We start from the raw sequence: 14,514 nt of genomic DNA, 5'->3' as shown, positions 1-14,514 counted from the left end.
GCCCTTTTCAAACGCTTGTATGTTTTTTCGTTGACACCGAAAGAATGGCAACCTAACCTCGCCAGATCCAATTTCCCGGGCAGACGACGTGGGCAGCATCTACCTGATACGACATGGCCAGGCCTCTTTCGGTTGCGACGACTACGACGTACTTTCGTCGGTCGGCATGCGCCAGAGCGAAGCCCTCGGCGCCCACCTGGTCCAGCTCGGGCTCAAGCTCGACCGTTGCGTCGCCGGCGACCTGCGCCGCCAGCAGGACACGGCTTTCCTGACCCTCGGCGCCATGCAGGCCAGTGGCGTGAAGGTCCCGGATGTGGAAACCGACGCCGCCTTCAATGAATTCGACGCCGACGCCGTCATCCGCGCCCTGCTCCCCGCGCTGCTCCCGGAAGAACCCGAAGCCCTGAACGTGCTGCGCAATGCCCGCGAACACCGTGCCGAATTCCAGCGCCTGTTCGCCCTGCTGGTCGAGCGCTGGCACGGCGGCCAGCACGATCGCGACGGCATCGAGAGCTGGGCGGCCTTTGTCCAGCGTACCGGCGAAGGCCTGCAGCGCGTCCTGGAGCAAGCCGCCGGCGGCGACAATATCGCCATCTTCACCTCGGGCGGAACCATCGCCGCCCTGCTCCACCGCATCACCGGCGTCAGCCCCAGCCAGGCCTTCGAGCTGAACTGGCAGATCATCAACACCTCGCTCAGCCAGCTGAAATTCCGCGGCAGCGAGGTGACCCTGGCCTCCTTCAACAGCCAAGCCCATGTGCGGCTGCTGAGGGTGCCGGAACTCGTCACCTGGCGATGAATCCGGCGCATAACGACCCTGCGTAACCGAAACCACTCAATAAGGAAAACACCATGAGCGAAGTCGCCAAAGCCGTTGAAGCCATGAAAGCCAAATTCAACCCAAGCGCCGCCGCCGGCCTGGACCTGATCTTCGGTTTCAACATCACCGACGAAAACAAGCACTACGCGCTGATCGTCAAGGATGGCACCTGCGACCTGCAGGAAGGTGAAAACGCCGACGCCAACTGCACCCTGGTGATGGACAGCGAAACCCTGAAAGGCATCGTCAGCGGCGAGACCGACGGCATGCAGGCCTTCATGGGCGGCAAGCTGCGCGTCGAAGGCGACATGATGCTGTCGATGAAGCTCAGCGAGCTGTTCCCGGCGTAATTTCCGCGCCCGTGACGAAGAAACCGAAGCGTTTGTCCGCTTCGGTTTTTTTTCGCCCGCAGCCGGCATCAGGAGCGCTTATCGACCCGCAACACCCGCGCCAATAAGGCATGGCAGTGCTTGGCAGGTCTGCATGCGATCATTAGATTAGCCAATGTTCCATGGCTACCAAAATAAGGAAAAGGCATGTCGCTCACCGATCAGTCCACCCAGGTCCGCCCCGGCGAGGAGCTCGACTCCGCCCTGATCGACCCGTACCTCAAGGCGCATATCGCCGGCCTCGAGGGCACGCCGGTGATCAGCCAGTTCCCGGGCGGCGCCTCGAACCTGACCTACCTGGTCAGCTACCCGCAGCGCGAGTTCGTCCTGCGTCGCCCGCCCTTCGGCAGCAAGGCCAGGTCCGCCCATGACATGGGCCGCGAGTTCCGCATCCTCAACCAGCTGAATGCCGGCTTCCCCTACTGCCCCAAGGCCTACGTGCATTGCACCGACGAGTCGCTGATCGGCGGCGAGTTCTACGTGATGGAGCGGGTCAAGGGCATCATCCTGCGCTCCGACCTGCCACCGGAGCTGGGCTTCGACGCGGCGCGCACCGAGGCCCTGTGCAAGAGCTTCATCGACCGCCTGGTGGAACTGCACCAGGTCGACTACCACGCCGTCGGCCTGGCCGACCTGGGCAAGCCGGACGGCTACGTGCAGCGGCAGATCGAAGGCTGGGCCGGGCGCTACGAGAAAGCCCTGACCCCGGACGCGCCGCGCTGGGAAGCGGTGATCGCCTGGCTGCGCGAGAAGATGCCGGCGGACCACCCACGCCCGGGCATCATCCATAACGACTACCGCTTCGACAACGTGATCCTCGATGCGGAAAACCCGATGCGCATCATCGGCGTGCTGGACTGGGAAATGACCACCATCGGCGACCCGCTGATGGACCTGGGTAACACCCTCGCCTACTGGATCGAGGCGGCCGACCCGGCGCCGGTGCAACTGATGCGCCGGCAGCCGTCCAACGCCCCGGGCATGCTTACCCGCCGCCAGTTCGTCGACTACTACGCCGAGCGCTCCGGGATCGAGATCGCCAATTTCGACTTCTACTACACCTACGGCCTGTTCCGCCTGGCCGGGATCGTCCAGCAGATCTACTACCGCTTCTACCACGGCCAGACCCAGGACAAGCGCTTCGCCCAGTTCATCCACATGAACACGCTGCTGGAGCGCATGAGCCTCAAGGTCATCGACGCGTCCAGTCTCTGAAACTACAAAAGGAACCTGCCATGTCCAAGACCCAACTGTTCGACCTCGACGGCAAGATCGCCTTCGTTTCCGGGGCCAGCCGCGGTATCGGCGAGGCCATCGCCCACCTGCTGGCCCAGCAGGGTGCCCATGTGATCGTCTCCAGCCGCAAGCTGGACGGCTGCCAGCAGGTCGCCGACGCCATTGTCGCGGCCGGCGGCAAGGCCACGGCAGTTGCCTGCCATATTGGCGAGATGGAGCAGATCACTGCGGTCTTCGCGCGCATCCGCGAAGAGTTCGGGCGTCTGGACATCCTGGTCAACAACGCCGCGACCAACCCGCAGTTCTGCAATGTGCTGGATACCGATCTGGGCGCCTTCCAGAAGACCGTAGACGTGAATATCCGCGGCTACTTCTTCATGTCGGTGGAAGCCGGCAAGCTGATGCGCGAGCACGGTGGCGGCAGCATCATCAACGTGGCGTCGATCAACGGGGTCTCGCCGGGCGTGTTCCAAGGCATCTACTCGGTGACCAAGGCGGCGGTGATCAACATGACCAAGGTCTTCGCCAAGGAATGCGCGGCGTTCGGCATTCGCTGCAACGCGCTGTTGCCGGGGCTGACCGACACCAAGTTCGCCTCGGCGCTGGTGAAGAACGATGCGATCCTGAACACCGCCCTGCAGCAGATCCCGCTGAAGCGGGTGGCCGATCCGAAGGAAATGGCGGGGGCCGTGCTGTACCTGGCCAGTGATGCGTCCAGCTATACCACCGGGGTGGCGCTGAATGTGGACGGGGGGTTCCTGTCCTGATTCTCCGGTGAACTTGAGGGCCTCATCGCTGGCAAGCCAGCTCCCACAGGTCCGGCGGTGCACGCGATCACTGTGGGAGCTGGCTTGCCAGCGATGAGGCCCTCAAGAAACACACAAATCCCGACGACAGGCGTACCATACCCCGCTTCCGGCGAGCCCTTCTCGCCAGCCCCTGTCGCACAAGAAATCCCCCATGCCTTTCGAACTCAGCGTTGACCTCACCACCCTCGCCATTCTCGCCGCCGTGGCCTTCGTCGCCGGTTTCATCGATGCCATCGCCGGTGGCGGCGGCCTGCTGACCACCCCGGCCCTGCTCACCGCCGGGATGCCGCCCCACCTGGTCCTGGGCACCAACAAACTCAGCTCCACCTTCGGCTCGGCCACCGCCGGCTTCACCTACTACCGGCGCAAGCTGTTCCACCCGGCGCAATGGAAACACGCGCTGGTCGGCACCCTGGTCGGCGCCCTGATCGGCGCCGTCATCGCCCATTACCTGCCTGCCGAATGGCTGAACAAGATGCTCCCGGTGATCGTCTTCGCCTGCGGCGTCTACCTGCTGTTTGGCGGCACGCCCAAGGCGCCGCTGGACGCCGACGTCCCGATCAAGAAGAAATGGCAGTTCCCGCAAGGCTTCACCCTGGGCTTCTACGATGGCGTGGCCGGCCCGGGCACCGGCGCCTTCTGGACCGTCAGCACCCTGCTGATCTACCCCATCGACCTGGTCAAGGCCAGCGGCGTGGCACGCAGCATGAACTTCGTCAGCAACGCCGCAGCGCTGACGGTGTTCATCTTCTCGGGTCAGGTGGATTGGCTGGTCGGCCTGTCGATGGGTTCGGCATTGATGGTCGGCGCTTTCTTCGGCGCCCGAACCGCCATCAGCGGCGGTTCGAAGTTCATTCGCCCGGTGTTCATCACCGTGGTCCTGGCGCTGACCGTGCGCCTAGCGTGGCAGCACTGGTTCGGCCAGGCCTAAACGGCGCGCTACGTACAGGTCGATCAGGTAGCGGGCAATGGAGCGCCCGGCGGGCAGCGGTGGCAAGGCGTCGACGCGGAACCACTGGGCATCCTCGATCTCGTCCGGCTGCATGACGATCTCCCCACCCGCGTACTCGGCATGGAAGCCGAGCATCATCGAATGCGGGAACGGCCAGCACTGGCTGCCGACGTACTGGATGTTCTGCACCTCCAGGGCCACCTCCTCGCGCACCTCCCGGACCAGGCAATCCTCCGCCGACTCCCCCGGCTCGGCAAAGCCCGCCAGGGTGCTGTAGACGCCGGTGACGAAGCGCGGTGAACGGGCCAGGAGGATCTCGTCGCCACGGGTGATCAGCACGATCATGCTCGGCGAGATGCGCGGGTAGCTGCGCAGGTCGCAGGGCTGGCAGTACATCGCCCGCTCCCGCGGCACCTGGGTCATCGCCTGGCCGCAACTGCCGCAGAAACGGTGCTCGCGGGCCCAGGTGGCGATCTGCGCGGCATAGCCGAGGATCTTGTAGGTGTCGTAATCCCCTTCCAGCATGAACTGGCGCAGCCCGCGCCAGCTGCAGCCCGGCAGCGCCTGGGCGCCGTGCAGCTCGATCAGGTAGACCGGCTGCCCGTCGTAGTGACCGATGCCGTGCTCGAAGCGGATATCCGGCTCCTGGCGCTTGAACCAGTCGCGAGGGAACAGCGCGCCATTGGCGTCCACCATGAATCCTTCGGCGCTGCGCACGACCACCAGGCCGCCGCTGACATTCGTATCCAGTACCGCAGTGGTCCAACGCGCTGACATGTCCCTTTCCTTAGCGGAGCTTCGTGACGCTCAGTCGGCGAACTCCGGCTTCTGTTTGCTCATATGGGCGGCCACAGCCACCCGCAGATCGGTGGATTGCAGCATGGCGGCGTTCCAGGTGGCGATGTACTCGAGCCCGTCGTCGATCCGGTGATCGCGCATGTAGCTGAGCATCTCCTTGGTGCCGGCCACGGCAATCGGGGATTTTCCCGCAATTTCGGCTGCGATGGCAAAGACTCCGTCGAGCAGCGCGCCGTGGTCGTCGTAGCTACGGTTGACCAGGCCGATACGCTGCGCCTCTTCGGCACCGATGGTGCGCCCGGTATAGGCCAGTTCGCGCAGCACGCCGTCGCCGATGATACGCGGCAGACGTTGCAATGTGCCGACGTCGGCGGCCATGCCCATGTCGATTTCCTTGATCGAGAACTGTGCGTCGCTGGCCGCGTAGCGCATGTCACAGGCGGCGATCAGGTCGATGGCGCCGCCGATGCAGTAGCCCTGGATCGCCGCCAGTACCGGCTTGCGGCAGTTGTCCACGGCATTGAACGAGGCTTGCATCTCGAGGATCTTGCGCCGCAGCAGGCGCGCATTGCGCCCGACGTCCTTGCCCAGTTCGTTGGCCAGCGACGCCAGCATCATCAGGTCGATGCCCGAGGAGAAATGCTTGCCGGCACCGCTGATCACCACCACCCGCGCTTCGTCGGTCTCGTCGATCCACTGGAAGATCTCGACGATCTCGCGCCAGAACGCAGCGTTCATGGCGTTGATCTTTTCCGGGCGGTTGATCTGCACGTGGGCGATATGGTTCGACAGCTCGACCTTGAACGCGGTGTAGTCGGTCACGGCGACACTCCTTGAGCGGCGGATGTAGGAAGCTTCGGACTATATCCCACCCGGTACACCGTGCTTGTGCCAAAAGCGGGACTGGCGCTGTTGATCTTATGGGGCACTTGCGGCACCGTGCGCAGGCCCTTGAATCATTAGGAAACATTTCATGCCCCGCTCCCTGCCCGGCGCCCTGATTCACAACTTCCTTGGCCAGTCCCCACGCTGGTACAAGGCCACAGTCGGCCTGTTCCTTGTCCTCAACCCACTCCTCCTGGCAACCCTTGGCCCGGTGGTCACCGGCTGGGTGCTGGTGGTGCAGTTCATCTTCTTCCTCGGCATGGCCCTCAAGTGCTATCCGTTGATGCCCGGCGGCCTGCTGCTGGTCGAGGCCCTGCTGCTGGGGCTGACCACACCTCAAGCGCTTTATGAAGAACTGCAGCACAACTTCCCGGTGATCCTGCTGCTGATGTTCATGGTGGCGGGGATCTACTTCATGAAGGACCTGCTGCTGTTTTCATTCTCACGTATTTTGCTAGGAATACGCTCTAAGGCACTGTTATCGCTTGCTTTTTGCTTTCTCTCCGCATTCCTCTCGGCGTTTCTCGATGCCCTTACCGTCACTGCGGTGATCATCAGTGCGGCAGTAGGATTCTATGGTGTCTATCACCGCGTCGCCTCCGGCAGCGACCCGCGCAGCGAGACACAGATCGACACCGACCACCAGCTTCCCGACCTGGCGCGGGAAGACCTGAACCAGTTCCGCGCCTTCCTGCGCAGCCTGCTGATGCATGGCGCCGTGGGCACCGCCCTGGGCGGCGTCTGCACCCTGGTGGGCGAGCCGCAGAACCTGCTGATCGGCCATGAGATGGGCTGGCACTTCCAGGACTTCTTCCTCAAGGTCGCCCCGGTGTCGCTGCCGGTGCTGGTAGCCGGCCTGGTCACCTGCGTATTGCTGGAGAAGCTGCGCTGGTTCGGCTACGGCACCCTGCTGCCGGACAACGTGCGCCGGGTGCTGGCCGCCTACAGCGCCGAGGACGACGCCCAGCGCACTGCGCAGCAGCGTGCAGCGCTAATGGTGCAGGGCATCGCCGCGCTGATCCTGATCGTCTGCCTGGGGCTGCATGTAGCCGAGGTGGGGCTGATCGGGCTGATGGTGATCGTGCTGATCACCTCGTTCACCGGGATCACCGACGAGCACCGCCTGGGCCGGGCGTTCCAGGACGCCATGCCGTTTACCTCACTGCTGGTGGTGTTCTTCGCCGTGGTCGCGGTGATTCACCAGCAGCAGCTGTTCACCCCGCTGATCCAGTGGGTGCTGGCCCTGCCGGCGGAGCAACAGCCGGGGATGCTGTTCATCGCCAACGGGCTGCTGTCGGCGATCAGCGACAACGTGTTCGTCGCCACCATCTACATCACCGAGGTGAAGCAGGCGTTTCTCAACGGCGGAATGAGCCGCGAGCATTTCGAGACGCTGGCGGTGGCGATCAATACCGGGACCAATCTGCCGAGCGTGGCGACGCCCAATGGGCAGGCGGCGTTCCTGTTCCTGCTGACCTCGGCGATTGCGCCGTTGGTGCGGTTGTCCTATGGGCGGATGGTGTGGATGGCTTTGCCTTACACCGTGGTCATGGGTGGATTGGGGTGGTGGGCAGTGACCTACTGGCTGTGAAACCCTGATGGCCTCATCGCTGGCAAGCCAGCTCCCACAGGTCCGGCGGTGCACGCGGTCACTGTGGGAGCTGGCTTGCCAGCGATAGGGCCCTCACTGCCCCCGCAAATCCTCGAAGAACGCCTTCTTCCCATCCACCTGCACCGAAGCCCTAGGCTGCCCCGCCTGCTCCGCCCCCGGCTTCTCCACATGCCAGTAGCAGTACCGCACCGCCCGGGTGATCGCCACATAGGCCAACCGCAGGATCTCCTCCTTCTGCGCCGTATCGAACGCTTCCGGATCCCCGCTCTTGCCCAGCCCGGCCAGGCGATACACCTGGTTCTTGTACGGCGAACGGGTCACGTACTGGCAATCCCCAAGCATGAACACCGCGTCCGCCTGCAGCCCCTTGGCACTGTGATAGGTCAGTTGCTTCAGCCGCCGCTGCCCGTAAGGCAAGCTAGAATCCACATTAACAACAGACTTAATATGCTTTGAAATCAGTGACTTATCGACACTTCTTCGAAACAGAATCATGACCGAATCACCCCGGTTGTAATGCTCGATCACTTGCTGAGCCAATGCCGCCTCATCCCGCTCCTGCACCTGCACCGGCCAGCGCTCCTCGGCTACCGGCCCTATCGCCTTGGCCTTCTTCCCGGCAATCGACGGCGCCGAGCGGACGATATGCTCCGCCGCATCGATGATGTGCTGGTGGCTGCGGTAGTTGTCGGTGAGCATCACCCGGGTGGTCGACGGCGCGACGAAGGCCTTGGCGAACTCCATGAAGTACTTCGGCGAACTGCCCCGCCAGCCATAGATCGACTGCCAGTCATCGCCCACGCAGAGCAGCGAGGAATGCTGCGCCGCCCGGCCGACATGCATGTCCGATCCGCGACGGCGGATCTCCCGCAGGCTGGCGCGGATCCACGAGACGATCTGCGGCGAGACATCCTGGAACTCGTCGATCATCAGGTGCGCCATGGGCCGCAGCAGCGGGTCCGGAAGCAGGCGCAGGTTCTCCGGGTTGTTCTCGCCGAACAGGGCGAACATGCGGTTGTAGGTCATCACCGGCGGCGACTGGTCCAGCAGGTGCTCTTCCAGGGCCTTCCAGTACAGGCTCAGGGCCTCGAAGAACAGCGCGTCGGTATCGCCCTGCGGGAAGCTCATGCCCTTCACCGCGACGCTGACATCCAGCCCGAGGTTCTCGATAAAGCCCGCCGCACCGACAAAGGCATCCAGCAACGGCACTGCCGCCAGCTCGCCCTTGACCTTGTAGTCGAAGCCCGGGCCGGCCACCGCGTCGCCAGCCAGGGAAGCGGTGAGACGTCTTGCCTCTGCATAATTTCCCAGCCAGATCACAGGTTTATCGCAGAAAGCTTGAAACAGGGTGCGCTTGATCACCCACTCCGCCCACACCGGCAGCTTGGCCCCGGGGCGCTTGTAGTTCTGGTTCTCGCCCGGGTCGAAGCCAAGCACCACCCAGGCATCCAGCTCGGCGATATGGCCGTGGAAATGGAATTGGCTGCCATTGATCTCGACGGTCTCGCGGCTCGGCTCGATGCCCTTGATCGGCCAGGCGCCGGCCCTGAACCACAGGTCCTCGATGGTATCGCAGAGCTCTTCGTCCCTCGTGGCGGAGAGCTGGGTCACGACGACACGCTTCTGCACGTCGGGGTGATCCTTCTCCAGTGCCTTGAGCTGCACCGCCTCGCGGCGCAGGCCGCCGATCAGCTCGGCGAAGCGCGGACTGGCGCGCAGCAGGTCGCGGTAGCAGAGGTTGAGCTGCTGGCGCTGGGCGTCGTTGATGCGCAGGTCGAAGGGGTTGCTCTCGGCATCGGCCTCCGCCCCCGCCGGCAACTCGCTGCCCAGGGTCTCGAAGGCCCGTACCTGGCTGAAGCCCGGCAGGCTGCGCACCAGCGGCAGGATCCGCGAGTGGAAGGTGCGTACCAGATCCCGCGCCTGCACCGGGGTCAGCGGCACCTGCCACTGGCTGAACACCTGCAACAGCCGATTGATGAAGTCCTTGCGCGACTCACGGGTGAAGGTCACCACGGTCATGGCGTCCAGCTCGTAGCCCAGGTACTGGCGCAGCAGGAGGATGCGCAGCACCAGCGAGGTCGACTTGCCCGCCCCTGCACCGGCGATCACGCAGGTGGACGGGGTCTCGCTGAAGATCATCTTCCACTGTGCCGCGCTTGGCTGGGCGTGGGCCGGCAGGCGCTGGGCGACATCGGCCTTGAAGCGTTTCTTCAGCTCTGCGGTCAAGGGCAGGCGCCAATCGTCGAACAGGGCGTCGTCGAGGCCCGGTACACCGTGCTCCTCGGCACGGGTATCGCGGATCACCAGGACCTGGCGGCCAGCCTCGTAACCCAGCGCATGGCCCTCATCGAAGCCTTCGCGCAGGCCCTCGGCATGGCCGGTACGCTGGCCGGTGGCGTGGCCGAGGAACCACGAATCGCGATGCTGCGCCCGCAGGCGGTTCAGGCCACGACCGAGCAGGCGCGCGGTCAGGCGCCTGAGCCACGGAAGCTGGGCTGGGGGGGTAAGGTCCTGGGGTTGCGGGGGAAGCTTGTCTGACACACCGACTCCGGCTGAACGAACACACAAGCCGGAAGTTGTACCCCATTCGAGCCTGATGGGACAGGGCTGATTGTCTGTTGAATCAGAGGATTAGCGCACACAGCGGAGAAACCCCGACAGATCAGGCGCGGCCCTTGAGCAAGCCGTGGTTGACCAGCAGGGTACGCACGGCATTGCGCGTGATACCGAGCAGTTCGGCGGTGCGCAGCTGGTTGAAGCCACAGTGGGCAAAGGCCTCGCGCACGATCAGGTCTTCGATATCGTTGAGCAGCGAATCGCCAGGCGTTTCGAACAGCCTCAACAGCTGTTCGCGGATCACTTCCTGCGGCAGTTTGTTCACGCTGCCTGATGCAGCGGACAAGGCGCTGAGCCCCGCCGAGAACTTCAGGTGCTCGGGGCGGATCGGCTTGTCACCGGCCACCAGCAAGGCCAGGTGCACGACGTTTTCCAGCTCGCGGATGTTCCCCGGCCACGGATAGTCCAGCAGCGCCTGGGCCGCAGACTCCGAGAGCATCGGTTCGGCGATCTTCAGGCGTGCGCTATACAGGGCGCGGAAGTGCTCCACCAGCGGCAGGATGTCCAGTGGCCGCTCACGCAGCGGCAGCACCGCGACCTGGGCGACATTGATGCGGTAGAACAGGTCAAGGCGGAAATTCCCTGCCTCCACCGCCTGCTCCAGGTTGACGTTGGTGGCCGTGACCAGGCGGATATCGATCTTCACCGGCTTGCGCGAGCCGACCCGGACCACCTCCTGCTCCTGAAGCACTCGCAGCAGCTTGACCTGCAACGGCAAGGGCAGGTCGCCGATCTCGTCGAGGAACAGGGTGCCGCCGTCCGCCTCCTCGAACCAGCCAGCGCGGCGGCCCGTGGCACCGGAGAAGGACCCGGACTCGTGACCGAAGAATTCGCTTTCGGCAAGGGTTTCGCTGATGGCCCCGCAATTCACCGCGACGAAGGCGCCGCTGCGCCCGCTGGCAGCATGGATGTAGCGTGCGACCAGTTCCTTGCCGGTACCCGTCTCGCCATTGATCAACACCGGCGCCTCGCTCGGGCCGACCCGCTGCAGGTACTCCAGCAACTGGCGCGAGCGCGGGTCAGCGAAGACCAGCGCCTTGGCGCGGATCGACAGCGGGTCCTTGGCGCCATTGGGCAAGGTCAGAATCGGGTTCGGCTGTCCCTGAAAACCACTCATGGCAAATACGTCCCGGTGTCGGCAGTGAGAAAGCCATCACTCTACCGTTCGCTCGCTTATAGCCAGAAATATTAAAAAAGCATTAGAAAATAACCGTTTATCCAGAATGCTGGTTCTGCAACAACCTGCTCGGGCCACTGCTGGATATCCACCGCAACACAGGTGCAGCGCGCGCCAGCTGTCACGAAAGCGTAATAAATCCGGGCGTTTCGAGTGATGGCACAACGCTTGCTATCGCCCTGCCTGCTTACTCTTCACAGAGCGGCCCTTATTCGCATTTTCCAAGGGACACCCGCCATGCGCACAACACTTCGCAACAGCCTTCCATTCGGTCGTCACGCCTTGTTCGCCAGCGCCTCGTTGCTGGCCAGCGCCGTCGCCCAGGCCGCCGAACAACCCACCACGGCCCTGGCCTCGGTCACCGTCACCGCCCAGCGCCACGAGGAATCGGCCCAGGACATCGGTCTCGCCGTCACCGCACTCAGCGGTGAAGCCCTGCAGGAAAAAGGCGTGACCAACGTCAACCAGTTGCAGAACTACGTCCCCAACCTGGATATCGCGCCGCAGTACGGCAGCGGCAACCCGCTGTTCCGCATCCGCGGTGTGGGCCTCAAGGACTACGGCAGCAACAACACCTCCACCGTCGGCGTGTACCTCGACCAGGTGGCGCTGCCCTACCCGATCCAGACCCAGGGCCAGCTCTTCGACCTGGAGCGGGTCGAGGTGCTGCGCGGTCCGCAGGGCACCCTGTACGGGCGCAACAGCACCGCCGGAGCGATAAATTTCATCACCAACAAGCCGACCCGCGAGCTGCATGGCGGCATCACCACCAACTACGGTTCCTATGACGCCGGCAGCGTCGAAGGCTTCATCTCCGGCCCCTTCAGCGACACCCTGCGCGGGCGCCTGGCCTTCATCACCGAACAAGGCGGCGCCTGGCAGGACAACCGCGACACCGGGCAAAGCCTCGGCGACAAGGACACCACCTCGCTGCGCGGCCAGCTGGACTGGGACGCCAGCGACGCGATCAACTTCAACCTCAGCGTACATGGCGGCAAGGATCAGTCCGACAGCCGCGGCTCGTACCTGTACCAGGGCCTCAAGCCCAACGCCACCTATGGCTCGCGCTACAGCACCATCGCCCCGGAGAGCAACGGCAAGAACACCGGCTGGGGCCTGACCCAGGGCTTCGCCAACCTCACCGGCCTTTCGCTCAAGGACAAGCCGCACCGCGACAACGACAACACCGGCTTCGCCCTCACCGGCACCTTCGACCTGGATGATCACCTGAGCATCACCAGCATCACCTCATCGGACCACTTCCGCCGCCGCGAATACATCGACTGGGACGCCTCGGTGATCCCGCAATCCGACGAGTATTTCGACTCCCAGGTCGAGGTGTTCTCCCAGGAACTGCGACTGGCTTCCCACGACAACGAGCGTTTCAACTGGCAGACCGGCCTGTACTTCGCCAAGGACCGGCTCGACGAGGAGTTCTATTCCGACTTCAGTGCCAACCTCGGCTACGGCACCTACACCTCCTACCAGCAGCGTTCGCAGACCTGGGGTGTGTTCGCCCAGGGCGACTATCGCCTGACCGACGACCTCAAGCTGATCGTCGGCCTGCGCCAGGAAAAGGAAAAGCGCGAGCTGGATGACTTCAGCACCCGGCGCATCCTGGTCAACAACGGCGCCTACAGCCTTGGCGCCAGCACCTTCCCCGCTGCCGACAGCGACCTGGACAGCAATTCCACCTCCTGGAAACTGGGCCTCGAGTACCAGTTGACCCCGTCGACCCTGCTCTACTCGACGGTCAGCCGCGGTATCAAGTCAGGTGGCTTCACCGCCTACAACTCCAGCTACGTCGAGCAGATCGCCCCGGTCAAGCCGGAGAAACTGCTGGCCTACGAAGTGGGCCTCAAGAGCGACCTGAGCGACACCTTGCGCCTCAACGCGGCGGCCTTCTACTACGACTACCGCGACCAGCAGTACCAGTCCCAGGTATGGATCAGCCAGCAGGTAGGCAACGTGGGGCGCCTGGTCAACATTCCCAAATCCAAGATCTACGGTTATGAGCTGGAACTGCAATGGCAGCCGCTTGCCGGCCTGACCATCGGCCAGTACTTCGGCACCAAGAAAGGCAAGTACATCGACTACCAGGGCCTGAACAGCACCGCCACCCGCGCCGTGGGCTTCGCCTATCCGGTGTACACCGACTTTTCCGGTTCCAGCCTGACCAACTTCCCCGAGACCAGCTACGGCGGCCAGGTCGAATATGCCTGGGAGATTCCCGGCTTCGTCCTCAGTGCGCAGAGCGACTACTCCTACCACGACAGCATCGCCGGCAGTAACGGCACCACCACCGAAGCCTACTGGCTGGCCAACGCCCGTCTCGGCCTGACCCCGGTGAATGGCAACTGGTCGGTGGCGCTGTGGGCACGCAACCTGTTCGACAAGAAATACGACCTGTACCACGGCTCGTTCCTCTCCAACGCCCAGATGGCTACGCCCGGCGACCCGCGTACCGTGGGCGTCCAGGCCAGCTACAAGTTCTGAGGAGCGCCCATGACCTCCGACTTCAACCGCCGCCAGGCACTGCGCCTGCTGGCGGGTGTAGCCGCAGCGCCGCTGCTGCTGCGCTACGGCCGCGCCCTGGGCGCAATCGCCACGCCCTTCCTGCTCGGGGTCGCCAGCGGTGACCCCTGGCCGGACGGTTTCGTTATCTGGACCCGGCTCAGTGCCGGCCTGCCTTACCCGGGCAATGAGCTGGAACTGCCAGCCAGCGTGCCGGTGGACTGGGAAGTCGGCCTCGACCCGGGCTTTCGGCGTATCGCCCAGCGCGGCCGCACCCAGGCCCTGGCCGCCAATGGCCATGCCGTGCACGTGGAACTGCGGGGCCTGGCCCCCGGCCGTGAGTACTGGTACCGCTTCATCGCCCTGGGCGAGCGCAGCGAAGCCGGACGCAGCCTGACCCTGCCGGCGCTCGACGCCCGCCCGGAGCGCCTGCGCCTCGGCGTGGCGTCCTGCGCCCACTACGAGCGCGGCCTGTTCAGCGCCTACCGGCATATGGCGGACGAGCATCCGGACCTGGTGCTGTTTCTTGGCGACTACATCTACGAATACAGCAATGCCCCGGACACCCCGGGGCTGGCCCAATGTCATCAACCTAAGCTGCAGCCCTGCCCAAGGCAAGCCCCCCGAAGCAGCCAGCCGCCATGGCCGTCGGGCGATGACCAGGCCTCTGCCGCTCAATCAGGCGGTCTAGCTGGGCTGGCGGTGA

At 64.2% G+C, this 14,514-nt stretch carries 12 protein-coding genes; 8 read left to right on the top strand and 4 right to left on the bottom strand.

The features are described from left to right. Window positions 1–88: 88 nt before the first annotated feature. The 5 genes from PSEMO_RS16770 to PSEMO_RS16750 all read left to right on the top strand — a co-directional run bounded on the left by PSEMO_RS16770 (window position 89) and on the right by PSEMO_RS16750 (window position 4,185). Window positions 89–799, top strand: coding sequence for a histidine phosphatase family protein (locus tag PSEMO_RS16770; protein WP_075804113.1), 711 nt, complete (start codon window positions 89–91; stop codon window positions 797–799). Window positions 800–852: 53 nt separating this feature from the next. Beyond that, a complete protein-coding gene (locus PSEMO_RS16765) occupies window positions 853–1,170 on the top strand; it encodes an SCP2 sterol-binding domain-containing protein (protein WP_009406999.1) in 318 nt (105 codons plus the stop codon). A 186-nt stretch (window positions 1,171–1,356) separates the two neighbouring features. Next, complete coding sequence (locus tag PSEMO_RS16760) at window positions 1,357–2,424, top strand: phosphotransferase family protein (protein WP_075804112.1); 1,068 nt, start codon at window positions 1,357–1,359, stop codon at window positions 2,422–2,424. 20 nt (window positions 2,425–2,444) lie between these two features. After that, window positions 2,445–3,212: an SDR family oxidoreductase gene (locus tag PSEMO_RS16755; protein ID WP_075804111.1), complete on the top strand. Its 768-nt coding sequence runs from the start codon at window positions 2,445–2,447 to the stop codon at window positions 3,210–3,212. A 193-nt stretch (window positions 3,213–3,405) separates the two neighbouring features. After that, entirely contained in the window at window positions 3,406–4,185 is a 780-nt protein-coding gene (locus PSEMO_RS16750) for a TSUP family transporter (RefSeq protein ID WP_075804110.1), read from the top strand. Here the strand turns inward: PSEMO_RS16750 and nudC are convergent. Both nudC and PSEMO_RS16740 read right to left on the bottom strand, forming a co-directional pair. Further along, window positions 4,153–4,983, bottom strand: a complete 831-nt coding sequence (nudC, locus tag PSEMO_RS16745) for an NAD(+) diphosphatase (RefSeq protein ID WP_075804109.1) — start codon at window positions 4,981–4,983, stop codon at window positions 4,153–4,155. The two genes, PSEMO_RS16750 and nudC, sit on opposite strands and share 33 nt — an antisense overlap. 30 nt (window positions 4,984–5,013) lie before the next feature. Further along, complete coding sequence (locus PSEMO_RS16740; RefSeq protein ID WP_075804108.1) at window positions 5,014–5,826, bottom strand: crotonase/enoyl-CoA hydratase family protein; 813 nt, start codon at window positions 5,824–5,826, stop codon at window positions 5,014–5,016. A gap of 151 nt (window positions 5,827–5,977) precedes the next feature. Here PSEMO_RS16740 and nhaB point away from each other — a divergent pair, with 151 nt between their 5' ends. Next, window positions 5,978–7,480 (top strand): sodium/proton antiporter NhaB, encoded by a 1,503-nt coding sequence (nhaB, locus tag PSEMO_RS16735; protein ID WP_075804107.1) that lies wholly within the window; start codon window positions 5,978–5,980, stop codon window positions 7,478–7,480. A gap of 93 nt (window positions 7,481–7,573) precedes the next feature. On the opposite strand, the gene PSEMO_RS16730 is transcribed toward nhaB, so the two are convergent. Continuing rightward, complete coding sequence (locus PSEMO_RS16730; protein ID WP_075804106.1) at window positions 7,574–10,042, bottom strand: UvrD-helicase domain-containing protein; 2,469 nt, start codon at window positions 10,040–10,042, stop codon at window positions 7,574–7,576. A 121-nt stretch (window positions 10,043–10,163) separates the two neighbouring features. After that, window positions 10,164–11,234 carry a sigma-54 interaction domain-containing protein gene (locus PSEMO_RS16725; RefSeq protein WP_075804105.1) on the bottom strand — a complete coding sequence of 357 codons (1,071 nt, stop codon included), beginning with the start codon at window positions 11,232–11,234 and terminating at the stop codon, window positions 10,164–10,166. A 297-nt stretch (window positions 11,235–11,531) separates the two neighbouring features. Here PSEMO_RS16725 and PSEMO_RS16720 point away from each other — a divergent pair, with 297 nt between their 5' ends. Together PSEMO_RS16720 and PSEMO_RS16715 are read left to right on the top strand one after the other, a co-directional pair. Continuing rightward, complete coding sequence (locus tag PSEMO_RS16720; protein WP_075804104.1) at window positions 11,532–13,790, top strand: TonB-dependent receptor; 2,259 nt, start codon at window positions 11,532–11,534, stop codon at window positions 13,788–13,790. 9 nt (window positions 13,791–13,799) lie between these two features. After that, window positions 13,800–14,514 (top strand): alkaline phosphatase D family protein (locus PSEMO_RS16715; RefSeq protein ID WP_256721150.1); only part of this gene is annotated, 715 nt, incomplete at its 3' end.

This window comes from Pseudomonas putida, assembly GCF_001941965.1.
In the GTDB taxonomy this organism is placed as follows: domain Bacteria; phylum Pseudomonadota; class Gammaproteobacteria; order Pseudomonadales; family Pseudomonadaceae; genus Aquipseudomonas; species Aquipseudomonas putida_L.
This window is presented reverse-complemented; position numbering and strand designations above follow the sequence as displayed.